The sequence below is a fragment of the Poseidonocella sp. HB161398 genome (assembly GCF_005870025.1).
GTDB lineage: Bacteria > Pseudomonadota > Alphaproteobacteria > Rhodobacterales > Rhodobacteraceae > Mangrovicoccus.
Map to the genome: position 1 here is coordinate 1 of NZ_VATA01000036.1, position 22979 is coordinate 22979.

The following is a 22979-nucleotide window of genomic DNA, read 5'->3' on the forward strand; positions in this document are numbered from 1 at the left end:
CGGAACTGGAGCGGCTACCACCGACGAAGCAGGGTGGAGACCAAAATGAACTGCGTGAAGCTGCTCGGACAGAGGCTGATGTCCCGCGACTTCAACCGCCAGGTTGCCGAGGTCCAGATCCGTGCGGCGGCCATGAATCGCTTTGCGACCCTAGGCATCCCGGTCACCGTGGTCCTGGGACAAGTGTATCCGGGGAAAGGGGAACTGCGATCATCAGCTGATTTGTCCAACAGCGCCATCCCGCTGACACTCCCATTGAAAGGGAGCGATCAGAGGCGAATATCGTTTTGTATTTCGTACTATATTTCCCCGAATCCAGTTCGAAAACCAGAGACTCATCGGCGAGCCGGCCCTCTTTTATTTAACACTGCTCGTTATTTCGAACGGCTTGCAGCGACAATTCTGTCGCATCCCCAACACCGCCCCAAATCTGGCAGGGTCAGGGTGTTCATACTTGGCAGAACGATGCGGCACTCCCGCAATCCGGGCTACGGTCCAAGGTGAAACCATTTCAGCGGATAAAATTTTCAGCAACGCCAGCAGGATGTCGGATTTTCTCGAACCGACCTCCTGTTGATATTGAGTTCCCAGCCACGAAATTGGTTTTCGAGATCGGCATAAAGCCGCCGAGAACCACGGCGCGCCGACATACGGGATTTCAAATTTTTAATCCTCATTTAATAACCCTGCTTCAGAAGTTTTCCCGGCCCGGAAAGAAATCCGGATCAACCGGAAGGAAACGGGAACGCTTCTGACTGGTGATTGCGCAGGCCGGCGCAAAAAACATAGTAAAATGTGGTGCTTAGAAAAAAGCGCTGCATCTGGTGCGGACAAAAAGGGAACTATCTATGACTGTCTGGTATTCTTCGGAGCTGGGCTGGAAATCCGGCGAAGACGTATCGAGCAAAATGGCAAACATGTTGTCGAGTACATTCAAATCGGGAGATACCTTAGTTCTCGAAGACATGTACAAGATCTCCGGATCCAATTTGCAACTGCCTTCTAACTTTACGTTAACTGCCGAGAAAGGTGCCGGATTCGATGTCAAAACAACGGCATCGGACTCATCTCCACTTTTTCTTGCGGCAGACGGGGTTACGGTTTCCAATGTGACTTTCCAGGCGTCATCGGCACCTGATACCGGCTATCTCGGGACGAAGCCCCAGCCAGGGGAACATTTCGATCCCAAGATCTTCTTCATGCTCAAGGGGGACGACAATGTCACCTTCAGCAACACGTCCTTCACCGGCAATGTCGAGATGTTCATCGACGCCCATGACAGCGACGATCTGACAATCGAAGACAGCTATTTCGAAGGCGGCAAGTACCAGGTCCGGCTTCTCGGCAGCACGGATGACGCGGTCGTCACCGGCAGCCTGTTCCGCCATTCGCTCGCCGACGGCATCAAGACCGAGGCAAACGACGGCGTCGGCCCGCATCGCATCTCGATCACCGGCAGCTTCTTCGACGACGCCAATCGCGACGGCGTCGATACGGCGGGCGGGTTCAAGGACGGCTATATCGCGGATTCCGTGTTCTACGCCAACGGGATCGACCTGAAGATCGTCATGGAGAAGGCGGCCGACGTGACGACGGAGCGCGCCGTCAGCGGCGTCCGCATCGACAATATCCACGTGATCGACGAGGCCAATGCCGTCGTCGTCACGATGCTCGACCGGGTCGGCGTGCTGACAGCCTCGAATGCCGATACCTACATGCCGCACGACATCGTCGTGACGAACTCCACCATCGAAAGCACCACTGGCGACGAGGTCCGCGCCTTCCTGATCAAGGACGGCTACGACATCACCTGGGAGGACATGACCTATCTGGGCAATGTCTCCGACCGGCGGCTCCTGAATGCCGAAGCGCCCTCGGGCTGGTCCTCCTACAATGTCGGCGGCACCGGCACCACCACCGGTAGCTCGACGACCTCCGATCCCGAAGCGCTCTGGGGCGGCTCGGCCGGTCCGGTGGAACTCGGTTCGGACGACCAGACCACCACGACGCCGGACAACAATGGCAGCGTCGTGGAGGAGCCGGATACCGGAACGGATGCGGGAACCGACACGGGCACGGACACCGGCACCGGGACGGATACGGGCACGGACACCGGGACGGATACCGGCAGCGGCACGGATACCGGCTCCGACACTGGCGCCGTCCGCGAGCCCGACGCCGTTTCCGGCGATGCCCTGTTCTCGCTTTCGGGCGACATGGAATTCTCCGGCTCGGATGCGGACGTGCTGGAATACACCCCGGACGCGGCGCTGAAGGTCTCCGCAGCGGCAATCTCCTTCAGCTTCAATGCCGATACGGTGCAGGATAGACAAGGGCTCGTCTCCAAGGACGCCAAGGGCACGGACACCAATGACGGCCATTTCACGAGCTACATCAAGGACGGTACGCTCCATGTCCGCTTCCAGCTCGACGACCAGGCCCGGAACTTCGGGGTGGATGGCATAAAGGCCGGTACAGACTACGACGTGACGGCGAGCTTCGGCGATGGCGAGGTAGCTTTCTGGCTCGATGGCGAGTTGGTTGGGCAGTCGGCATTCGACTATGACTGGACGGTGAACGGCGAGTATCTCCAGGTCGGTGCCAATGGCTGGGCCAGCGGCTCGGGAGAGGCGGGCTTCATTCATTCCTTCGACGGCAGCATCTCGGACGTCCTGATCACGGATCTCTCCGGCGATGCCGGCGCCGTGACCGATCCCGGGACGGGGACGGACACGGGGACGGACACGGGCAGCGAACCCGATATCGGCACGGACGTGATCCTCTTCGCGCTCGAGGACGACACCGAGTTCTCCGGCTCGGCCGGCGATGTCCTGGAATACGCCCCCGACAGCGCGCTGAATGTCGAGGCGGCCACGATCGCCTTCAGCTTCAACGCCGACACGGTCCAGGACACCCAGGGGCTGGTCTCCAAGGACGCCAAGGGCACGGTCGTCAATGACAGCCATTTCACGAGCTACATCAAGAACGGCACGCTCTATGTCCGCTTCCAGGAGGACGACCAGAACCGGACCTTCACGGTGGACGGCATCAAGGCGGATACCGACTACGACGTCGTCGCGAGCTTCGGCGATGGCGAGGTGTCGCTCTGGCTCGACGGCGAGCTGGTCGGGCAGTCGGCCTTCGACTACGACTGGACGGACAATGGCGAGTATCTCCAGGTGGGCGCCAATGGCTGGGCCAGCGTCTCCGGCCAGGCGGGCTTCACCCACGAGTTCGACGGCACCATTTCGAACGTGGTGATCTCCGACGCCGCCCCCGAAGATGCCTGGGCCTTCCTGGCCTGATCCGCGGGCCGACGGACTCTAGACTTTCGCGGACCGGGCCCATCGGGCCCGGTTCTTTTTCATGCCGAACATTCATTGGGCGATGCTCTCTGGCCAGCCAAAGAACGCAGGACCAACCGGTATCGGGCCGGGAGAGATGGCGCTGGATTTCCGATCTGCATGCCGCCAAGCCAAGCGGCAGGACCGGCGGCATTTCCGGCGGCGATTTTCAGGTCCGGCATGCCGCCACCATGGACCGGCCCGGCGCCGCCAGCCAATGGACGGTCTGCGGGCGCTTCTCGCTGCAGTCGCCGATCCATGCGCCGGGCCCGTTGCGGGCCGTCGGCTCCGAAAGCGTTCAGGAGGACGCACTCGCTTGTCAGCAAGCCACTGCACCCCAGGGCTTTGCCGGAAAGCCCCGAGACCGGCCATCGCCTCTCGTTCATCCGGCTATCGATCCAGCATCCGTGCCCGTCCATGGAGATCTTCACTTTCGCGCCGTGGAGCACGCCGGTGACGTCCGTGATGGTAATTGAGCCCCTTGATCGGCTGCTCGCAGGGCATTTCCGCAGAAAGCATCCCGAAGCCGCGCCGACGATCTCCGGCGCGCCCTCGACCGCGAGCGCTTGCTTCAGGGTCCCGGCGCAGACCGCCGCGTCCGTCGAGTTCGGCATCTGCCAGCTTGGCAGCTTCCCGCAGAGCCAGTCCATGATGGCCGCGGACTATAGAAAACCGCGACGCATGGGGTGCCGGTGATATCGGCGGACAAGCCCAGTTTCGCTGGGCTACGGGCCCGTCCTTCAGAAGGCGAGCTGCCTGCTCCGCGGGTTCGCGCATGATGGCGCGCGATGCAGCTCGTGCCCCGGACACGTCCTGCTCGTCCCGGGCGCCGGGCAGATGTCCCCAGAGTCATTGGCCCCATCAGCCGGCGCAGGCGGTGATGCCCGCATTCGCGCCCTTCGCGCGGCATGTGCCGGGCCATGCCGGGACCCGGACCAGAGCCTGTCCGGAAACCGGTGGCCGATTGTCTTAATGAAGGCGAGGTTGTCGGCGCTTTCGCCGCGCCGGTCGCATAGGCTCGCGCGGGCGAGCGACAGCAGGCTGCGCTGCCGCCCGGACGCCGGGAGGGGGATGTTCTTTCCTCACCGCGTTCTGACTCCAGCGCCGGGGATGAGACTGGACGCCTCTGACATCGGAGCAGTGACCGTGGCCCTGCGCGGCCGCGCAAGCGCTGCGGAGCCTCCCGCTCGATCACCAGCTGGCCATTTCTGGCGTGCATTCGCCCGTTGCGCTCGAACCCGTGGCTCCGGCGGGCGCGCTTTCGATCGCGGCGGCCGATATGGGGGGCTCGGATGCCGCTCGGGCGCCAAAGGCCCGTGCGATGTTCCCGGTCGCGCGGCCCATCCAGCCACGGATCATGGCGGAGTGGATATCGCACTTCTTCAACAGCTTGGCCGTCGCCAGTTCCTTGCTGACGGTTTCGAGCGCCACGGTCGCTCCGCACTCTGCCGGATCGTGTTCCTCCTGTCGCCATCCCAGGTCAGTCCCCGTCCGGCGCTGCAGCCCGGCACCCGTTCCGGTACCCTGCGGCGGCCTCGCAGCACGTTGAAAGGCCAGGACGGAAATGGCCTCGCGCCTTGCTTTCATTCTCGCTGTCCACTGCGCCAAGAGGCGTCGGCGGGCTATTTCTCGGACCCGCCTGCTCCCCCTGCCGCATGTCCTCCGCCGTGTCCTTCGAGCGGCGAGTCTCCCGGCGCAGCTCCGCCAGTTCCGCGGCCCCGCCTGATGCCTCCGGATCATCGCCGCCGGACCCGCAGCAGCTCCAGCCATCGGCCCATCAGCCGTGACGGCGAAACGCCGGGCCTCGCGCCGTGCTGGCCTTCATGGCGCCCGGCGCCGAAGGGCGGGCAGCGGCCTGATCCTTGAGCCCCGCAGCGAAACGGCAGCCGGGCTGCCTGCTCGTGCGGGGTCCCTTTCCCGGGGAGAGAGACGCCGCCCCGGCCCGGGCGGCCGTGGCAGGCGCGCAGGGCCGGACCAGCCCATGACAGCCCCGCCGGCGGGCCCTGCGGGACGCTTGCCGGGCCCGATGCGCACCCCGCGCCGCCGAGTGGTTCTGCCATGCGGAGCCGGCTGGACGGCGGCTGGAAATACCCTAGAATTTAACATGTAACCTGCGTTTGGCAGCGCCCGGCGCCAGCTTCCGGGCCCCCAGAAAGGGATAGTCATGATTGCTCCTGTTTCGCGGACCTTGCCGAAAGCGGCCGTCCTCGCCCTCGCGGGCCTCGCGGCCCTTCCGGCAGGCACCGCCCGCGCCGATGGCGAATTCTTCCAGCTCGATTTCGCCGACGAGGCCCGCGACTCGGTGGTCTCGGTGACCCGCGGCAGGCTCAGCGCCGGAGCGACCTATTCGGAATACGAGGGCGGCAGCGCCGCAAGCGGGGCCGTCACCTGGTCCTTCCCGCTGGCCGGCATCGCCACCGCCAAGATCGGCCCGAGCTTCGGCAAGACCTTCGGCGATTCCGGCGACGATGACCTGAAGCTCGGCGGCAAGATCATCCTCGAGCGCTGGTCCCCCGCCCCCTTCGGCCATGTCTTCCTGCTTGGCGAGTACAGCACGATCGACAACAACTACTTCACGCTTCTGCAGACCGGCTTCGGCCAGACCGGGCTGGCCGCCGAGATCACCGCCGGGGGCAGCGACAAGTACGACTCCGTCACCGCCGGCCTGACCAAGCGGCTCGGCGACAGCCCGGTCTATCTGCGCGCGGGCTACAAGTTCACCGACGAGACGGCCTATATCGGCTTTGCGATCAATACCTTCTGAAAGGGTCGGTTCCATGTCTGACAGCACCTCCAGGACGGGGCGCGTGACGCTTGCAGGGGCGACCTACGGCTTTGTCCTCGCCTCGGTCCTCGTCATGGCCGCGGCCGCCACGGCGGTCTTCTGGTCGCGCTCCGACGCGGCGATCGACGAGGCGCTCGATGCCGCGGTCCGGACCCGGACCAGCGCGGCGGGCGAGATTTTCGCCCGCGAGCTGCATGGCGACTGGGTCGATCTGGGCTACCTGGCCCAGGCCGCCGGGCAGGCCGATCTTGACGGGATCGGCGCGCTGATGGACGGCATGCGCGGCGACGGCACGCGGATCTCCTGGATCGGCTTCGCCGGGGTGGACGGCAAGGTGATCGCGGCCTCGGACGGGCTGCTGGCCGGCGCCGATGTCAGCCAGCGGCCCTGGTTCCGCAACGGTCTGCGCTCGGGCTTCGCGGGCGACCTGCACGAGGCGGTGCTGCTGGCGCAGAAGCTTCGGCCCGAAGGCGGCGATCCGCTGCGCTTCATCGACCTCGCCCTGCCAGTGCGCACCCCGGCCGGGGACGTGATCGGCGTGGTCGCCATGCATATCGACGCGGCCTGGGCCGAACAGATGCTGGCGGAGACCGGCGGGATGCTGGGGATCGATCTCTACCTGATCAGCAATGACGGCACGGTGGTGATGTCCTCGGGCGGCGGCGCGCCGGGGACGGGCGAACTGCGGCTGCTATCCGCAGCGCGCGCGGGCACCGAGACGGCCGGGCGCGAGACCTGGCCCGACGGCCGGCAGTACTTCACCACGCTGGTGCCGAATGTCGCCTATGCCGATCTGCCGAGCTTCGGCTGGCGGCTTGCCGGGCGGATCGACGCGACGACCTTCCGCCCGGGGCTGCACACGCTCCTCGGCTCGGCCGCGCTGGCCGTCGCGGTGGCGCTGGCCGCGCTGGCGGTGCTGTCGGTGCTCTTCGTGCGGATCTTCATCTACCCGGTCTCGGTGCTCTCGGCGAATGCCGACACGCTGGCCTCGGGCGCGGATATCTACCCGCCGGAGAACGGCTCCAGCCGCGAGGTGGCGCAGCTCTCCGGCGCGCTGGCCCGGCTGCAGGCGCGCCGGACTGCCAGGGCCTCTAGGACCGCGACGTGACCGAGAAGCGCTCGACCAGATCGTGCAGCAGCGCCGGGCCGCGGACATTCGCGACGCCCGGCGCGCTGCCTTCGGCGTAGAAGCGCACGAAGAAGGCCTCGCGCTGCGCGTCATCCGGCAAGAGCTGCAGGCGCGCCCCGTCCGAGGTGGTGGCGATGACATAGGCCTCCACCTCGCCTGGCACCCCCTCGATCTCCAGCGTGCCGCGGGTCTCGCTGGGGAAGGTGACGCCGCGCAGCCGCACCGTGTCCATCGTCAGCGACGTGATCCACAGGTACCATTCCATGCCGTCGACATGGAAGGTCACGCGCTCGGGCTTGTCGGCGACATGGATCTCGGAGCGCGGCAGCTCGATGCAGGCCAGCGCCGTGACCGCCAGGACGATCAGGTTGTAGACCGACCAGAACAGGATCACCCATTTGCCGTCGCCCGCGTCGTTATAGGCGAAGAGATCCGAGAAGATGCCGAGGCAGACGCCGACGAAGGTCACCGCGAAGGCGATCAGGAAGGGCATCATCAGCCGCCACTGCACCACCACCTTCGACCGGTCGCCGCCCTTGGCGGTCACCGAGAACGGGTGGCCATGCGGCTTGAACAGCCCGGTGAAGGCGGCGCGGCTGATCGGCACCGCGCCGATGAGCTGGCTGACATCGTTGAGGATCGGCACCACCATGCCGCTGCTCAGCAGGTTGAGGATCACCAGGATCCACAGGAAATAGCAGCCGAAATAGCTGACCACGTCCGGCAGCCGCGCATCCACCACGGTGATGTTGAAGTACCAGTAGAGCAGCGGAAACAAGATCGAGGCGATGCGGAACGGAAAGGTCGTCGTCCAGTAGAAGACCGAGTCGACCATGCTCCAGCGGTCGCGGAAGCGCAGGTTGCTCTTCGCGAAGGGCCCGATCGAGGAGCGCGCGATCTGCATCAGCCCCAGGCACCAGCGCGCCCGCTGGGTGACGTATTCCTTCAGCCCCTCCGGCGCCAGCCCCTCGGTCAGCGGCTCCGCCAGGTAGGCGGTCTCCCAGCCGTGGTTCTGCAGGACCAGCGTCAGCATGAAATCCTCGGTCACGCTCTCGGTCGGCAGCCCGCCGATATCCTCCAGCGCCGCCATCCGGCACATCGAGGAGGTGCCGCAGCAGAAGGCGATCCCCCAGCCGTCGCGCGAGGGCTGCATGTGGTCGAAGAAGAAGCGCTGCTCGTCCGGATAGGAGCGGCTGAGACCGAAATTGTGCTGGATCGGGTCGGGGTTGAAGAAGTGCTGCGGCGTCTGCACCAGCCCGACCTTGGGGTCGTGGAACAGCGCCAGCGTGCGCGAGATGAAGCCCCGGTGCGGCACGAAATCCGCATCCAGCACGGCGACGAAGGCCGGGGGCTCGGGATCCTCGGCGAGCCGCGCCAGCGCGTGGTTGATATTGCCGGCCTTGGCGCCCTTGTTGTCGGGGCGGCGCATGTAGCGCACCTCCTGCTGGGCGCAGAAATCCCGCAGCCAGTCGCGCCGGCTGTCGTCGAGGATCACGACTTCCTTGTTCTGGTGGCGCAGCGCCTTGGAGCCGACGATGGTGCGCTCGAGGACGTCCTTGTCCTCGTTATAGGTGGCGATCAGGATCGCCACCCGCGGCTCGGGCCCGTCCCACCAGCCGGCATTCTCGTCGGCCTCCTGGCTGCGCAGCTTGATCCGCGACATGATCACGAAGGCGCTGAGCGAGCCCGCCAGCGCCAGCATCTCCAGCGCGTAGAGCAGGACGGAGGCGGCGAAATCGACGGTCAGCCCCGCGGGCGCCAGCGTCTGCGTGCCCCGCCACCACGCGTAGCGCAGGGCGAGGAGGAAGGCGATCGAGAAGAGCGCCGTGCGGTGGCGGTTGTTGGTCGGGTCGACGATGGACGGGAGCAGCAGCGCCACCCCGCCCACCAGCACGAGATGCAGCGTGCTGGAGCCCAGATCGCCGAGATGCGGAAAGGGCAGCATCTCAGCCGCGCAGCCAGTCGAGCGGGCGCCGGTCGAAGAAGGCGCGGCCGGTCTGGCCGATCAGGCAGCCGACCTCCGGATCGGCGGCCAGGCCCGGCACCAGCAGCGCGACGTCGTAGCGCTCCAGATGGCGCTGGCTCGGGGCCACGGCGAGATGCTCGTAGACCGTCGCCGCGCCGCTGCCGGCCAGCCGCGCGATGGTGCCGTCGAAGACCTCGGACTGGCCCTCGAGGCGGAAGGTGGCCTTCTCGCCGATGCGCAGCCCGTTATAGATGCGCTCCGTCACCGAGAGCGTGACCATGGTGCGGTCGCAATCCACCAGCCGCAGGATCGGGTCGCCGCGCTGCACGGTGACGCCATCGGCCTGCAGGGTCTCCCAGTAGAGCCCGTTCACCGGCGCGGCGATGTCGCCGCCGGTCAGCGTGTTGGTGCGGACGCGCTCGCGGTCGATGCGCCGCGCGATGGCCGCCTCGCGCGCCTTGTTCTCCGCAAGCGCGGTCTCGAATCCCGAGATCACCGATGCCAGCTCGGTCGCGCGCTGCTCGGCATTGGGGGAGTCGTTGTAGCCGTCGCCCAGGAACACGCCCGCCTCGGCGGCGCGCAGCGCGATCTGCAGCACGTCGACCCGCTCGCGGGCATGGTCGAGCACCAGCGCATCGACCAGGGGCTCGCCCGGCAGGCGGTTCTGCAGGTCGTCGAGCCCGTCGATCAGCCGCTGGTCCAGGTCGTCGGGAAAGTCGCCGCCCTCGAGGATCGCCAGGCGCACGCGGGCATGGTCGAGCCGGGTGCGGATCTCGTCCAGCCGCTCGCGGTGGAAGGTCTCCGAGCGGTCGAGCAGCGCCTCGCGCAGCGCCTTGGTCGCCTCCAGGTCGGCCTCGGTGCGGGCGGTCGCGGCCGCGGCGTATTCCTGCTCCATCAGCAGATCGTTCAGGCGGATGGTGTCCACCAGCTCGTCCGTGACCGAGGCGACGATCTCGCCCCGGGCGACCCGGGCGCCGAAATCGCGCTCCGGCTGCTCCAGCGTGCCCGCCACGTCGGCGCGGACCGTGACGACAGGCGCGTTGACCACGGCGTCGGCGCTGGCGCCGGACATCTGCTCTCCGACAATGATCCAGAGCGCCACGAGAACAATGATCAATCCGATCAGGGGACGGGCGTATTTCATTCAATTTCCTCGGTACTTTGGCACGCCGGCAGAGGCGCGGAACAATCGTGCTGGCCCTGCCTCCCGGCAGGTGATTCCAATTGTCTCCATACGGCAAAGCAGGGTGTCACGCGCGACCTTCCCGCGCAGCGACATAGGCGAGCATCTGCAGTGTTGCAGGATAGTACGGTTGCGTTGCGATACTGTCCGCCGAGAGCTGCGGCACCACCCCGGCGGCCAGCGCGGCAATGGCGTGGAAGCCCGCCTCGTTGCTCTGGCCCAGCACCTGGCCCTCGGCATCCGTCGAGACGGCGAAATGGCCGGGCAGCGTCGCGGTCATCAGCATGCGCAGGATCGTCCCCACCGCCGGATGGTCGCCGCGCCCCGACCAGACGAGATAGAGCGGGATGCGCAGCGCGTCGTAGGAGGAGCGGAAATCGTGGTCCTCGGGCTTGTCGAACCCCTCCGCAGTCACCGCCACCCAGTCGGGCACGAAGCCCGTCCCGGCCAGCTCGGAGAGCAGCGCCTCGCCATGGTCGGCGGCATGGCCGAGCTCCGGCGCCTCGTAGGCGGCCCCGAGCTGCCGCATCGCCCTGAGCAGGTAGTAGGAGGGATTGACCAGCACCCGCCCCGGCTGGTGCACCGCCTCCGCCCCCGGCATCAGAAGCGGCTGCCCGGGCACGCGCGGATCGGGCGCCAGGCAGAGCCGGACGATATCGCGGGCGATCTCCGCCGCCACCGACGGATCGGTGGACCAGCCGGAGTCGAGCGAGGCGCGCAGATGCGCCCAGGCGCGGAACAGGTCGCCATCGGTGGCGTTGTGCCAGTCGGGGATGTTCTCCGCCTGGGCGGGATCCCATTTCCAGGACATCAGCGCGTCCTGGCGGTTGGCGATATGGGCGCGGGTCCAGCTCTCGATCCGGTCGAAGGTCTCGCGGTCGCCGAAGGCCTGCGCGAGGATCAGCCCGTAGCCCTGCCCTTCGGAATGGCTGATCCCGTGCTGTCCGGTATCGACGACCCGGCCATCGGGGGCGACGAACCTCTCGCGCCAGATCGGCCAGGCGTCGCGTTCGGCATCAGCGCGCCCGAGCCGCGGCATCGCCGCGGCCATTGCCAGTCCGGAGAGGAGGAATCTGCGGTTCATGAAAGTTAAGATGCGTCATACCCGGATAATGGCAAGAGGGTCCGTTGCCCTCCCTCCGGGACGCGGCCGCGCAGGGCCCGGCGGCATCGCGCCGGGCCATTTCCGCGGCGGTCAGAGGGTCACGGTGCGCCCGGTTTCGGCGCTTTCGCGCGCAGCATCGAGCACGGCAAGGACCGCGATTCCCTCCTCGGCCGTGACCGGCGGCGGCGTGCCGCTGCGGATCGCCTCGGCGAAGGCCTCGTAGTAGCGGAAATAGGCGCCCTGCTCGGAGGGCACCTGGCGCGTGCCGGCGGCATTGCGCAGCGTGCCCCAGTGCTCTTCGGCGTCATAGCCCCAGCCCTCCAGGTCGTCGGCCGGGCGCTTGCCCGCGAAGATCGCCTGCGCCTGGACATCGGTGCCGTTCGCAACGTAGCTGCCGCCCGAGCCGTAGATCCGCAGCTCGCGCTGGTTGAGGAAGTTCAGCTTGCTGGCCGAGAGATGCGAATGCGCGCCGCTCTCGTGGCGCAGCGTCAGGCAGAAGCCGACATCGGTGCGCCCGGCAGGCAGGTCGTGGCAGTCGAGCTGGGCATCGACCGACAGCACCGGCCCGAGCACATAGAGCGCCTGGTCGACGACATGGCTGCCCAGATCGCGCAGGAGCCCGCCGGTCGGCCCCGGCTCCAGCGTCGCGGGATCGTCGAAATCCATCCGCGAATGCAGCCGCCAGGGCGTGCCGATCCCGCCGTCCTCGACCACCTTCTTCAGCGTCCGGATGTCGGCGTCCCAGCGGCGGTTGTGGTAGACGCCGAGCGTCACCCCCTTGTCGCGGGCCGCCTGCGCCAGATCGCGCGCCGCCGCCGCGCTGGGGGCGAAGGGCTTGTCGGCGATGACATTCACCCCGGCCGCTATCGCCTCCAGCACCAGGTCGCGGCGGGTCTCGGGCGGGGTGGTGATCGTCACCACGTCGACGCCCGCGGCCAGCATCTCGCCCAGGCTGGCAAAGACGGGCGTGCCCGGCAGGTCCGCCCGGACTTTGGCGACGGTCGCCGGGGCGCGGGCGACCACGCCCCCCAGCTCGCAGCCGCGTGCCGCGGCGATGAAGGGCGCATGGAAATGCTGCCCGCCGGTGCCGTATCCTACAACGCCGAATTTCATGGATAATCCTCCCAGTCACTGCTCTGCCGCGGCCTGCCCGCGCAGCGCGCCGCCCGGGCGGAGCCGGGCGGAACGCAAATGCCTTTTCTGCCTGCCCCGGCTAGCGGACGCCAGCCTCGACACCCTCGAGCGTGACATCGACATTCGCCTTGTCGATCACCGCCGGGCCGGTGAGGATCTCCTTCGTCGGGACCTCCATGCCGAAATTGACCTTGGCGTTCAGGATCGAGACCGAGAGATAGCCCATCAGATAGCCCTGCTGGTCGATCGCGCAGAGCTGGTTGCCGGACTTGATGTTCTCCAGGATGCTCGGGTCGATATTCATGCCGCAGACCTGGACGCGGCCGGTCTTGCCCGCCTGCATGATGCCGCTGCTCGCGGAGGTCGTGTCGACATTGCCGACGGTGAAGACCGCGTTGACCGTCGGGTTCTTCAGCAGGTAGCCCTTGAGCGCCTGCGCCACCGCGGTCGAGGAGCCGAAGGAGGTCGCCGGCAGCGGCAGCACGTCGCCCTTGCCGCCATTCTCCTCGATGCCCTCGGTCATGCCCTTGCAGAAGGCCTCGACATTGGCGACGCCCGGCAGTGTGTTGAGGCAGACGCCGTCCTTCAGGTCGTTATCGGCGAAGTACTTGCCCGCGGCGAAGCCCGAGTCATAGGGATCGCTGCCGATATAGTTCATCGCGCCCAGCCGCTCGGCGGTTTCGAGATCGCCGGCATTGTAGATGATCAGCGGGATGCCCGCCGCGGTCACCGCCTCGAAGGCCGGCTCCATCGCCTCGGGCACCCAGTCGGGCCCGACCACTGCATCCGCGCCCTGGCTGATCGCCTGGCGGATCAGCTCGGCGGCGTCATTGCCGAGATTGTCGTAGTTCTGCGGCCCGAGCCAGGTGACGGAGCCGCCCTGGGCTTCCACGACCTTGCCGGCGTCTTCCGCCCCGCGCTTCACCACCGCCCAGAACGGATCGTCGGGCTTGCCGCCGACGACAAAAATGTTCGCTGCCGTGGCGGTCGTTGCCACAAAGCTCAGCGCAGCCGCCAGCTGCAGGCCACGCATGGCCCGGTCCTTCAAACTCATTGGTATTCCTCCCGAAATCCGGCCGGACCCACTCCTCCAAGCGATCCGGCACCTGCCGCGGACCCTAGCGAAAGCCCCTGCGGCCGGAAACTGGGCTCATGACATTTTTGAAATAAAGTATTAAATTTATCATTTCACTCTGACACATCGCGGCGGACGGCCGCCGATCAGGTAGCGCAGGGGACCCAGCCGGTCCGCCAGCCGCCAGAGCCCCCAGCTCGCGCCGTAGACGAAGGCCAGCAGCAGCAGGAATTCCAGGGGCCAGGGCGCGGCGACCTGCGCGGCCAGCGCCAGGCCGATCAGGGTCAGCGGGAAATGCAGGACATAGACCGGAAAGACCGCGCGGCTCAGCTCCGGCAGCGCCCGGCCGGGCCATGCGAGGTAGCGGGCGGCGAGGCCGAGCGCGGCCAGGCACCAGGCCCAGGCGGTCAGCGCCTCGATGGCGCTGAAGGCCGTCGCATGGGCGGGTGCGCGCCCCGCCGGGACCCAGCCCCCGGCCGCCAGCGCCTGCCCGGTTTCCGGATCCGCGGCCAGCGCCAGGACCAGCAGCACGACCTTCGCCGCAAAGAGCAGCACAGCCGCCGCCAGCAGCGCCCAGGCCCGCCGCCCGGCCCAGCCCAGCACCGCCGCGTGCCGCGCGCCGATCAGCAGGCCGCCGAGGAAGAAGACGAGGTAGTAGCCGAACTGGTAGCCGTCCCCGGCGATCGCCGCCCAATGGGGCTTCGCCAGCGCCACCGCCAGCACCGCGAGCCCGGCCAGCCCCGCGGCCAGCACGGGCGGCGGCAGTGCCAGCCGGGCGAGCCGGTTGCGGATCGCGAGGAGCGGCCAGCAGGCCAGCGTGTAGATGGCAAGGTTCGCCAGGAACCACAGATGCTGCAAATGCCGCGGCTCGGGCCGGGCCAGCCAGCCGCGCCAGAAGGCGGGGAAGCTGCCCGGATCGCCGGTCATCCGCGCGATCGCGTAGCCGCCGAGCGCATTGACGGCGAGCGCCCCGAAGGCGGCCGGGACCAGGAGGCGCAGGAGCCGGCGCCCCATGAAGCCCGCACCGCTGCCCCGCGCCGTGAGGAACCAGGTGCCGACCCCCGAGATCAGGAAGAGCGAGGGTAGCCGCCAGCTATGGCTCCAGTAGATGAACAGCGTCATCCCGTCCCCGGCCAGGCGGTCATTGGCGAACTGGTAGATATCGGCGCCCCAGTCGACGAAGCCGACGGCGACATGATGCGGGACGAGCAGCGCGAACAAGAGCACCCGCAGCCAGTCGAGTTCGTAGCGGCGGGTCACCGGCCCCGCCCCTGTCGGCTGCCCGGCGGGTCCCGCAGGCAGGGTCCGGCCGCCCCGCCCTGCCTCCCCGGCAGGCGGTCGGCTGTTCCGGGCGGCACGCGCTGTGGCCGTCGCCTTGCCATGGCCGTCTCCTCTGGCGCGGGCGGACCCGCGGGGTTCTCAGATGCGGCAGGTGAAGAGGTTGACCAGCGCGGGCACGCGGATCTCCCCTGCCTCTGCGAAGGGGGCGAAGGCGTAGCGGACCGCCGTCTCGATCGTCGCGGCATCCGCCGCACTGCCCTGCCGGGCCTTCATGATGCGGGCGGCCGGTCCGACGCGGCTGGCGGCCCGCGCCGCGCCCACCGCACCGCCGGGCGGGGTCAGGACGATGGCGACCGGCTCCGCGCAGATTTCGCGCAGCCCGGCCGCGGCCATCAGCCCGGCCACGCGGCCGGCATCGGCGAAGGCGGTCGGACCCGGCGCGTCCGGATCGCCTACCGCCACCGGCCCGAGCCGCGCCCGCGCCGCCTCGCCGGGAATGCGGAACCACGGGTTTTCGGCCACCGCCGCCCAGCAGGAGAAGGCCATCCGCCCGCCCGGCCGCAGCCCGAGCGCGAGGTTGCGGAACGCCGCGACCGGGTCGGCGAAGAAGCTCGTCCCCAGCCGCGAGACCAGCCGGTCGGCCCCGCCCTGCGCGAAAGCATGGCTCTGCGCATCGGCCAGAAGGAAGGCGGCGTTCCCGATCCCGGCGGCGCGGCAGCGGCGCTCCGCCCGGTCGAGGAGCGGGGCCGAGATGTCGATGCCGAGGACCGAGCCGCGGGGCACCCGCGCAGCCGCGGCGATGGTGCTGGCGCCGGTGCCGCATCCGATATCGAGCACGCGGTCGCCGGGGGCGATTTCCGCGGCGTCGAGCACCGTCTCCAGCATGCCCGCCATGGCGGTGTCGAGCGCATGCTCGTGCTCGATCCATGCCAGCCCGGCGGGAGACCTCCAGTATTCCGCCTGTGCCCGGTTCGCCTCCATCGTGCCGCCTCCGCCAGCCCAATCCGTTCGCAACCCAAGGTAGCACGGATCGGCAGAAACCGCCGCCATTGCCGGATCTGCGCGCTTGCGCGGCGTCCCCGGCGCGGGGGGCGGCATCGGCGGGACCAGGAGGCGGCGGCGCCGGACGGAAGAAAGGGGCAGCGGCGATTTCCGCCACTGCCCCTCTCTCGGATTTCGGTCCGGCCCCGGCCCGGGCCGCCTGCTGCCAGGGGCCCGGAACCGCGGGTCAGGTGCTTAGAAGTGGACCGAGCGTGCGGTGCCCGGCACGGCAACCGGCGGCGCGAACTTGGTCAGGTCGATGCCTTCGACCGCGGACTTGTACTCCTCCGCGGAGGGCGTGCGGCCGAGGATGGCCGAGAGCACGACGACCGGGGTCGAGGCGAGCAGCGACTCGCCCTTCTTCTCGGCGCTGTCTTCCACGACGCGGCCCTGGAAGAGGCGCGTGGAGGTGGCCAGGACGGTGTCGCCCTTCGCGGCCTTCTCCTGGTTGCCCATGCACAGGTTGCAGCCCGGACGCTCGAGATAGAGGATGTTCTCGTACTCGGTGCGGTTCTGCTGCTTGGGGAAGAGGTCGTCGAACTCGAAGCCCGAGTACTTCTGGAGGATTTCCCAGTCGCCCTCTTCCTTCAGCTCGTCGATGATGTTGTAGGTCGGAGCGGCCACCACCAGCGGCGCCTTGAACTCGACCTTGCCGTTCGCCTTCTCCAGGTTCTTCAGCATCTGGGCGACGATCTTCATGTCGCCCTTGTGCACCATGCAGGAGCCGACGAAGCCCAGATCCACCTTCTTCTCCGAGCCGTAGTAGGAGATCGGACGGATGGTGTCGTGGGTGTAGCGGCGCGACGGATCGGCGTTGTTGACGTCCGGGTCGGCGATCATCGGCTCGTCGATCAGGTCGAGATCCACCACGACTTCTGCGAAGTACTTGGCGTTGTCGTCGGGACGCAGCGCGGGCTTCTCGCCCGACGTGATCTCGGCGATGCGCTTGTCGGCCTTGGCGATCAGGCCCGCGAGCGTGCCGGCCTCGTTCTCCATGCCCTTGTCGATCATCACCTGGATGCGGTGCTTCGCCAGTTCCAGCGAGCCGATCAGCGTCTCGTCATTGGAGATGCAGATCGAGGCCTTGGCCTTCATCTCCGCGGTCCAGTCGGTGAAGGTGAAGGCCTGGTCGGCGAGCAGCGTGCCGATATGGACTTCGATGATGCGGCCCTGGAAGACGTTGTCGCCATGCTGCTGGAGCATCTGCGCCTGGGTGGCGTGCACCACGTCGCGGAAGTCCATGTGCGGCGCCATCTCGCCCTTGAAGGTGACCTTCACGGATTCGGGGATCGGCATGGTCGCCTCGCCGGTCGCCAGCGCCAGCGCCACGGTGCCGGAGTCGGCGCCGAAGGCGACGCCCTTCGACATGCGGGTGTGGCTGTCGCCGCCGATGATGACGTCCCAGTCATCCACGGTGATGTCGTTGAGCACCTTGTGGATGACGTCGGTCATCGCGTGGTAGGAGCCCTTCGGGTCGCGCGCGGTGATCAGGCCGAAGTTGTTCATGAAGGACATGAGCTTCGGGATGTTCGCCTGGGCCTTCTTGTCCCAGACCGACGCGGTGTGGCAGCCCGACTGGTAGGCGCCGTCGACGGTCGGCGAGATGACGGTGGCCGCCATCGCCTCGAGCTCCTGCGCGGTCATCAGGCCGGTGGTGTCCTGCGAGCCGACGATGTTCACCTTGACGCGGACATCCGAGCCCGCATGCAGGACCTTGCCCTTCGGCACGCCGAGCGCGTTGCGGTTGAAGATCTTCTCGACGGCGGTCAGGCCCTGGTCCTCGGCCGAGACTTCCTTGTTCGGGGCGAAGACCGGGGTCGGCTCGACGCCGAGGGTTTCCGCGGCGAATGTCTGCAGCTTCTTGCCGAAGACGATGGCATAGGAGCTGCCCGCCTTCATGAACTCGACCTTCTGGGGCGTGAAGGCGGAGGCGACATCGGCCAGCTCTTCGCTGCCATCCTCGGATTTCAGCTTCTTGCCCTTGGTGTCGATCGACAGCACGGTGCCGGTGGCGACCGAGTACTTCTGCTCGAGGATCGGGTTGCCCTCGTTGTTCAGCAGCGGCTTGCCGTTCTCGTCGAGCTTCTTGACCCAGTTCTTCAGGTCGAGCCCGATGCCCCCGGTGACGCCCACGGTCGTCAGGAAGATCGGCGAGATGCCGTTGGTGCCCGCCACGACGGGGGCGTAGTTGACGAAGGGAACGTAGGGGCTGGTGGGCTTGCCGGTCCACAGTGCCACGTTGTTCACGCCCGACATGCGCGAGGAGCCGACGCCCATCGTGCCCTTCTCGGCGATCAGCATGACGCGCTTGTCCGGGTGCTGCGCCTGCAGATCCTGGATTTCCTTCTGCGCCTCGGGGGAGATCATGCACTTGCCGTGCAGCTCGCGGTCCGAGCGCGAATGCGCCTGGTTGCCCGGCGACAGCAGGTCGGTGGAGATGTCGCCTTCGGCGGCGATGTAGGTGACGACCTTGATCTCGTCGTCGACATCGGGAAGCTTGGTGAAGAACTCGGCCTTGGCGTAGCTTTCCAGGATGTCCTTCACGACCGGGTTGCCGGCCTCGTGGGCCGCGGCCAGGCGCGCCATGTCGGCGTCATAGAGGAAGACCTGGGTCTTCAGCACCTCTGCCGCCTGCGCGGCGATCCCGGCGTCATCGCCGAGCGCCAAGTCGAGCAGGACCTCGACCGACGGACCGCCCTTCATGTGCGACAGCAGCTCGAAGGCGAAGGCGGGAGTGATCTCTTCGACGACGGACTCGCCGAGGATGATCTTCTTCAGGAAGGCCGCCTTGACGCCTGCAGCGCTCGTGGTGCCGGGCAGGGTATTGTAGATGAAGAACTGCAGGGAGTCGGCGCGGTGCTCGTTCCCGGCCTCTTCGATCTGCGCGATAAGCTCCTTCACCAGCTCGCCATCGTCGATGGGCTTGGGATGCAGGCCTTCGCCTTTGCGCGTTTCGATCTCGTTTAGGTAGTCTGTGTACAAGCTCATGACGATCCCTAGATTCCGTGTTGGATTAAGCTAGAACACTGGGCCGCAAGCAAATCTCGCGAGCGATGGCAAGCTTATTGTGTACATCTGTATACCACGTGATTTTCGGTAGCAAGAGGCACGATCCCGTCATAATGCCCCACTGGCGGGGAAGTCGACCAGCGCCGAAAGCCCGCAATGCCGCATAGCTTGGCAGATCCGGGATTTCAGCCCGCATTCGCGCGTTTTGCGGGCGAATTGCAGTCAATTCGCAACAATCTGGGAAGATGTCGCAGCCACCGCGGCCGCGGCAGGCGCCGTTTCCGGGACCGGGACGGCCTTTCCGGGGCTGCCGGGCCCGACAGGAGCGGCGGAGGATCCCGCGGGCGGCGCCTGCTCCGCCCCGGACCTCCCCCGGGACCGGATCCGGCCGGAGCGGCCGCATATGGTGGAATACCTTGCCTCGAAGGGCCCGGACAGCCAGCCAAGGTGACTTTACGTCTGTGCTCCGCTACTCTCCCTGCCGTTAACGCTGGTTACCGTTGATTCGGTTTCTGAGCCTGCATCACACCGGATTTGGGATATTGCCATGCTCAAGCGCAAGAATTTGATCTCCCTCGCAACCGCGGCGAGCCTGGCCGCAGTCCCGTCCTACGGCGTGGCGGGGAACGATCTCGCAAAGGCGCTGGCAGGCGCCGCCGTGGCCGGGGCGATCTTCTGCGGCGCCACGGGCAAATGCACGCGGAACAAGCCCGCGCCCACCACCACAAGTCGCGCGGCGCCGAAGCCGTCGGGCATCTCCTCGGCGCAGCGCACCGAGAACAAGTCGGTCCAGCAGGCGCTGAACGGCTTCGGCTTCAATGTCGGCACGCCCGATGGCGCGCTGGGGCCGAAATCCCGCGCCGGGATCTCCAGCTACCAGGCCTATATGGGCTACAACCCCACGGGCTATCTCGACGACTACCAGCGCGGCGTCCTGATCGAGAGCTACAACCGGATGAATGCCGGCGGCGGCGCGGCCTATCCGCAGGTCGTCGCCTCGGAAGGGACCAAAGGGCTGCTGAAGGCGTTCAACGATCCGAACTACCCGCCGCGGACCACCGCCGTGACTGCGCCGGTGCCGCCCGCCGTCGCCCCGCCGGTCGCACCGCCGCCCGTCGCCCAGGCCCAGGCGCCGCAGGTGCAGCCGACCCTGCCCTCGGTCACGCAGGCCGCCGCCAAGACCCTGCCGGCGCTGCCCGCCCTGACCCCGGCCTCCGCCTCGATGTCCGAGCGCTGCGAGGTCGTCCAGCTGATGACCCAGACGAACCAGGGCCCGATCCTGGCCGCCAGCATGACCGACCGCAACCAGGCGCTGAGCGAGCAGTTCTGCGGCGCGCGCAGCGTCTCGATCACCGCGGGCCAGTCCACCGCCGACACCTACCAGCTGGCGCCCGAGGCGATCGCCCAGTCCTGCACCCTGGTCGAGGAGACCATGGCGCCGGTGATGGCCAAGCTGCAGACCGGCGCGCCGGCCGACCTGGCCGCGGAAGCCAAGGCGCTGAGCGCCAAGCTCGCCCCCGATGCCGAGACCGCCGCCGCCTTCGGCAAGGTCTGCATCGGCGCGGGCTACCGCGAGGACGCGCCGGAAACCGCGCTGAGCGGAGCGCTGATGATGGTCGGCGCGGGCCTCGGCCCCTATGGCGAACTCGTCGGCCACCATCTGCGCGAGGGCTTCGGCACGGCGCAGAACGAGAAGCAGGCAGAGCTGTGGTATGTCGAGGCGATGACCGCGCTCGAGCAGAACCAGCAGCCGGCCTTCCTGCCCAGCAGCTCGGGCGAGCGCATGGCGGTGATCCGCAGCGCGCTGATGCTCGACAGCGAGGAAGCCAGCAACGCCGGAAACGGGACCCTGCTGCCGATCCTCGTCAAGCAGTGACCCCGGCCCCATGAACAGCTGAGGCGCCCGGCCGGGCGCCTTTTGCGTGCTGTCCGCACGTCCGCCCGGCAGATCGCCGCCGGACAGATTACGCCTGCGGCAGCAATGGCTTGCTTTATGTTTTTGCCATCCCTAACGTGATCGCGAGATCTCATTCGTTTTGGTTAAATATGCACGTTTCCAGGTCTTCGCTCCGCCCTTGCCCCCGCGACCGGTCCCGTGCCGCGACCGCCTCCTGCCGGGACTAGACCATGGCCGACCACTTCCTGACGAAATCCCGGCTCGACCGCGGCCAGTGCCTGAGGGTCGGCGACACGATCGCGCTGGAGCTCTATCCGGCGCTGCACGCGGCGCTGCTGCGCCATGCAGGCGAGGCCGCTGCCGCGCTCTTCGCCGAGCCGCTGGTCAGCCGCGGCAATGACGAGGCCGAGGGCTCCGTCACCTGGTACACCGAATTCCCCGGCGCGGGCACGCCGCTCTCGCAGCTTGACGAGGGCGCCCGCGCGCAGGTCTCCGACCGGCTCCGCGCCGCGCTGGCGCCGCTGCCGGCCCTGTCCGCCGATCCCGAGATCGGCCCGCTGATCGCCGCCGCGCTGACGGTCACCGGCGAGGACGATTTCTGGGCCGTGCAGGGCGCGCCGGTGATCGTCAACTGGGGGATGGAACCCGCGGGCGGGATCCGCGACGCGGCCGCCCATCGCGCCCGCACCTTCGGCCCCTTCCTGCCCGCCGCGGCGTCCTCGCCGCTGCCCGGGGCCGCGGCTGCGGCCGTCGGCGCGGGCGCAGGGATTGCCGCGGCGGCAGCCGCAGCTCCGGCCAGCGCGGCGCAGCCCCCCGAAGAAGACCCCGCGGAGGGAGAGACGGGCCCGCCCGCCGCCGAGCCCGCTGCCACGCGCCGGCTGCCGGTCATCGCCTGGCTGCCGCTGGTCCTGCTGCTGCTCCTCTCGGGCGGGCTGCTGGCCTGGCTGCTGGTGCCCGGAAACCGGCTTTTCCCCGTCGCATCCGGCACCGATGCCTCCGCCACGGCCGAGGCGGTCGCCATGGCCGAAGCGCTGAACCGCGATCTGGAGACCCGGCTGGCCGCGCTGCAGGACAATCTCGAGGGCGCGCAATGCCTTGCCGACGGCTCGCTGGTGGTACCGGACGGCCGCACGCTCGAAGGGCTGCTGCCGCCCGATCCCGCCGATCCGGCGGACCGCGCCGGCGCGGTGGCCCCGGGCATCCCCTCCCCGGTCCTGCCGCCCGCACCCGAGCGCACCCGCGTCCAGCCGGCCGGTGCGGAGGCGCCGCTGCCGCTGCTCGAGCTCCTGGAGGCGCGCACCGCGCTGGTCGTGGCCACCGCCGGACCGGACATGTCGACCGGGTCGGGCTTCTTCATCGGCCCCGACCTGCTGCTGACCAACCACCATGTCATCGCCGGCGCCGCGCCCGACGGCATCTTCGTCACCAGCGCCGCGCTCGGACGCGCCCATGCGGCGACGCTGGTGAAATCCTCCGGGCCGATGGAGACGACCGGGACCGATTTCGCGCTGCTGCGCGTCGAGGGCGTGTCGCAGCCGGAATTCGAGATCTACGCGCCCCAGGGCAGCCTGAAGCTCCGCTCCGTGGTCGCGGCGGGCTATCCCGGCGACGTGATCCAGAGCGACGCGCAGTTCCAGGCGCTGCTGGGCGGCGACATGACCTCGGCGCCCGACCTGATCGTCACCGACGGCATCGTCAATTCCGAGCAGGACTACCGCGGCGGCGCCCGCGTGGTGGTGCATTCGGCCGATGTCTCGCAGGGCAATTCCGGCGGGCCGCTGGTCGATAGCTGCGGCCGCATCGTCGGCGTCAACACCTTCGTCAACCGCGGCGAGCTGAGAAGCTGGAACTTCGCGCTCTCCTCCGAGAGCCTGCTGGCCTTCCTGCAGAGCGCCGGGGCCGAGGGCACCGTGACCCGCGCCCCCTGCGTCCCGGTGGTGGAGCGCCCCGCCGCGGCGCGGCCCAGCGGCGCCCCGCTGGTGCAGGACGGCATGCTGACCCTGCCGCCGCGCGGCAGCGAATAGGGCGGC

At 68.0% G+C, this 22979-nt stretch carries 15 protein-coding genes and 1 pseudogene; 7 read left to right on the forward strand and 9 right to left on the reverse strand.

Annotated elements, in window-relative coordinates:
- The 3 genes and pseudogenes from FGX59_RS23215 to FGX59_RS23225 form a co-directional block, all read left to right on the forward strand.
- Positions 1 to 180, forward strand: a pseudogene (locus FGX59_RS23215) (IS5/IS1182 family transposase); the annotation flags it as partial.
- 1019 nt (positions 181 to 1199) lie between these two features.
- Positions 1200 to 3305: a hypothetical protein gene (locus FGX59_RS23220; RefSeq protein ID WP_370296202.1), complete on the forward strand. Its 2106-nt coding sequence runs from the start codon at positions 1200 to 1202 to the stop codon at positions 3303 to 3305.
- Positions 3306 to 3761: 456 nt separating this feature from the next.
- Positions 3762 to 4040: a hypothetical protein gene (locus FGX59_RS23225; RefSeq protein WP_138469516.1), complete on the forward strand. Its 279-nt coding sequence runs from the start codon at positions 3762 to 3764 to the stop codon at positions 4038 to 4040.
- A gap of 495 nt (positions 4041 to 4535) precedes the next feature.
- Here the strand turns inward: FGX59_RS23225 and FGX59_RS23230 are convergent, their stop codons facing one another.
- Positions 4536 to 4775, reverse strand: coding sequence for a hypothetical protein (locus tag FGX59_RS23230; RefSeq protein ID WP_138469517.1), 240 nt, complete (start codon positions 4773 to 4775; stop codon positions 4536 to 4538).
- 733 nt (positions 4776 to 5508) lie between these two features.
- On the opposite strand from FGX59_RS23230, the gene FGX59_RS23235 reads away from it, so the two are divergent.
- Together FGX59_RS23235 and FGX59_RS23240 are read left to right on the forward strand one after the other, a co-directional pair.
- Positions 5509 to 6108, forward strand: coding sequence for a hypothetical protein (locus FGX59_RS23235; protein WP_138469518.1), 600 nt, complete (start codon positions 5509 to 5511; stop codon positions 6106 to 6108).
- Between the two features lie 43 nt (positions 6109 to 6151).
- Complete coding sequence (locus tag FGX59_RS23240; protein WP_138469519.1) at positions 6152 to 7237, forward strand: cache domain-containing protein; 1086 nt, start codon at positions 6152 to 6154, stop codon at positions 7235 to 7237.
- Here FGX59_RS23240 and FGX59_RS23245 read toward each other — a convergent pair.
- The 8 genes from FGX59_RS23245 to FGX59_RS23280 all read right to left on the reverse strand — a co-directional run bounded on the left by FGX59_RS23245 (position 7221) and on the right by FGX59_RS23280 (position 19031).
- A complete protein-coding gene (locus FGX59_RS23245) occupies positions 7221 to 9203 on the reverse strand; it encodes a glycosyltransferase (protein WP_138469520.1) in 1983 nt (660 codons plus the stop codon). The two genes, FGX59_RS23240 and FGX59_RS23245, sit on opposite strands and share 17 nt — an antisense overlap.
- Before the next feature lies 1 nt (position 9204).
- Positions 9205 to 10368 (reverse strand): HlyD family secretion protein, encoded by a 1164-nt coding sequence (locus FGX59_RS23250; protein WP_138469521.1) that lies wholly within the window; start codon positions 10366 to 10368, stop codon positions 9205 to 9207.
- Between the two features lie 106 nt (positions 10369 to 10474).
- Positions 10475 to 11491, reverse strand: a complete 1017-nt coding sequence (locus FGX59_RS23255) for a glycosyl hydrolase family 8 (protein ID WP_240722666.1) — start codon at positions 11489 to 11491, stop codon at positions 10475 to 10477.
- Between the two features lie 111 nt (positions 11492 to 11602).
- Complete coding sequence (locus tag FGX59_RS23260) at positions 11603 to 12625, reverse strand: Gfo/Idh/MocA family protein (protein WP_138469522.1); 1023 nt, start codon at positions 12623 to 12625, stop codon at positions 11603 to 11605.
- A 100-nt stretch (positions 12626 to 12725) separates the two neighbouring features.
- A complete protein-coding gene (locus FGX59_RS23265) occupies positions 12726 to 13679 on the reverse strand; it encodes a sugar ABC transporter substrate-binding protein (RefSeq protein WP_206078416.1) in 954 nt (317 codons plus the stop codon).
- 150 nt (positions 13680 to 13829) lie between these two features.
- Complete coding sequence (locus FGX59_RS23270; protein ID WP_171060794.1) at positions 13830 to 14981, reverse strand: acyltransferase family protein; 1152 nt, start codon at positions 14979 to 14981, stop codon at positions 13830 to 13832.
- A 159-nt stretch (positions 14982 to 15140) separates the two neighbouring features.
- Positions 15141 to 15983 (reverse strand): class I SAM-dependent methyltransferase, encoded by an 843-nt coding sequence (locus tag FGX59_RS23275; protein WP_138469525.1) that lies wholly within the window; start codon positions 15981 to 15983, stop codon positions 15141 to 15143.
- A gap of 255 nt (positions 15984 to 16238) precedes the next feature.
- Positions 16239 to 19031 (reverse strand): bifunctional aconitate hydratase 2/2-methylisocitrate dehydratase, encoded by a 2793-nt coding sequence (locus FGX59_RS23280; RefSeq protein ID WP_138469526.1) that lies wholly within the window; start codon positions 19029 to 19031, stop codon positions 16239 to 16241.
- A 568-nt stretch (positions 19032 to 19599) separates the two neighbouring features.
- Between FGX59_RS23280 and FGX59_RS23285 the strand changes: the two genes are divergently transcribed.
- Both FGX59_RS23285 and FGX59_RS23290 read left to right on the forward strand, forming a co-directional pair.
- Positions 19600 to 20928, forward strand: coding sequence for a peptidoglycan-binding domain-containing protein (locus tag FGX59_RS23285; protein WP_138469527.1), 1329 nt, complete (start codon positions 19600 to 19602; stop codon positions 20926 to 20928).
- Between the two features lie 251 nt (positions 20929 to 21179).
- Positions 21180 to 22973: a trypsin-like peptidase domain-containing protein gene (locus tag FGX59_RS23290; RefSeq protein WP_138469528.1), complete on the forward strand. Its 1794-nt coding sequence runs from the start codon at positions 21180 to 21182 to the stop codon at positions 22971 to 22973.
- Positions 22974 to 22979: the final 6 nt, after the last annotated feature.

What these genes read in the sequence shown, in the direction of transcription:
- FGX59_RS23280 (WP_138469526.1), bottom strand. Translation starts at nt 19,031, where the DNA reads ATGAGCTTGTACACAGACTACCTAAACGAGATCGAAACGCGCAAAGGC.
- FGX59_RS23290 (WP_138469528.1), top strand. Translation starts at nt 21,180, where the DNA reads ATGGCCGACCACTTCCTGACGAAATCCCGGCTCGACCGCGGCCAGTGC.
- FGX59_RS23260 (WP_138469522.1), bottom strand. Translation starts at nt 12,625, where the DNA reads ATGAAATTCGGCGTTGTAGGATACGGCACCGGCGGGCAGCATTTCCAT.
- FGX59_RS23275 (WP_138469525.1), bottom strand. Translation starts at nt 15,983, where the DNA reads ATGGAGGCGAACCGGGCACAGGCGGAATACTGGAGGTCTCCCGCCGGG.
- FGX59_RS23220 (WP_370296202.1), top strand. Translation starts at nt 1,200, where the DNA reads ATGCTCAAGGGGGACGACAATGTCACCTTCAGCAACACGTCCTTCACC.
- FGX59_RS23250 (WP_138469521.1), bottom strand. Translation starts at nt 10,368, where the DNA reads ATGAAATACGCCCGTCCCCTGATCGGATTGATCATTGTTCTCGTGGCG.
- FGX59_RS23255 (WP_240722666.1), bottom strand. Translation starts at nt 11,491, where the DNA reads ATGAACCGCAGATTCCTCCTCTCCGGACTGGCAATGGCCGCGGCGATG.
- FGX59_RS23285 (WP_138469527.1), top strand. Translation starts at nt 19,600, where the DNA reads ATGCTCAAGCGCAAGAATTTGATCTCCCTCGCAACCGCGGCGAGCCTG.
- FGX59_RS23245 (WP_138469520.1), bottom strand. Translation starts at nt 9,203, where the DNA reads ATGCTGCCCTTTCCGCATCTCGGCGATCTGGGCTCCAGCACGCTGCAT.
- FGX59_RS23265 (WP_206078416.1), bottom strand. Translation starts at nt 13,679, where the DNA reads ATGCGTGGCCTGCAGCTGGCGGCTGCGCTGAGCTTTGTGGCAACGACC.
- FGX59_RS23225 (WP_138469516.1), top strand. Translation starts at nt 3,762, where the DNA reads ATGGAGATCTTCACTTTCGCGCCGTGGAGCACGCCGGTGACGTCCGTG.
- FGX59_RS23235 (WP_138469518.1), top strand. Translation starts at nt 5,509, where the DNA reads ATGATTGCTCCTGTTTCGCGGACCTTGCCGAAAGCGGCCGTCCTCGCC.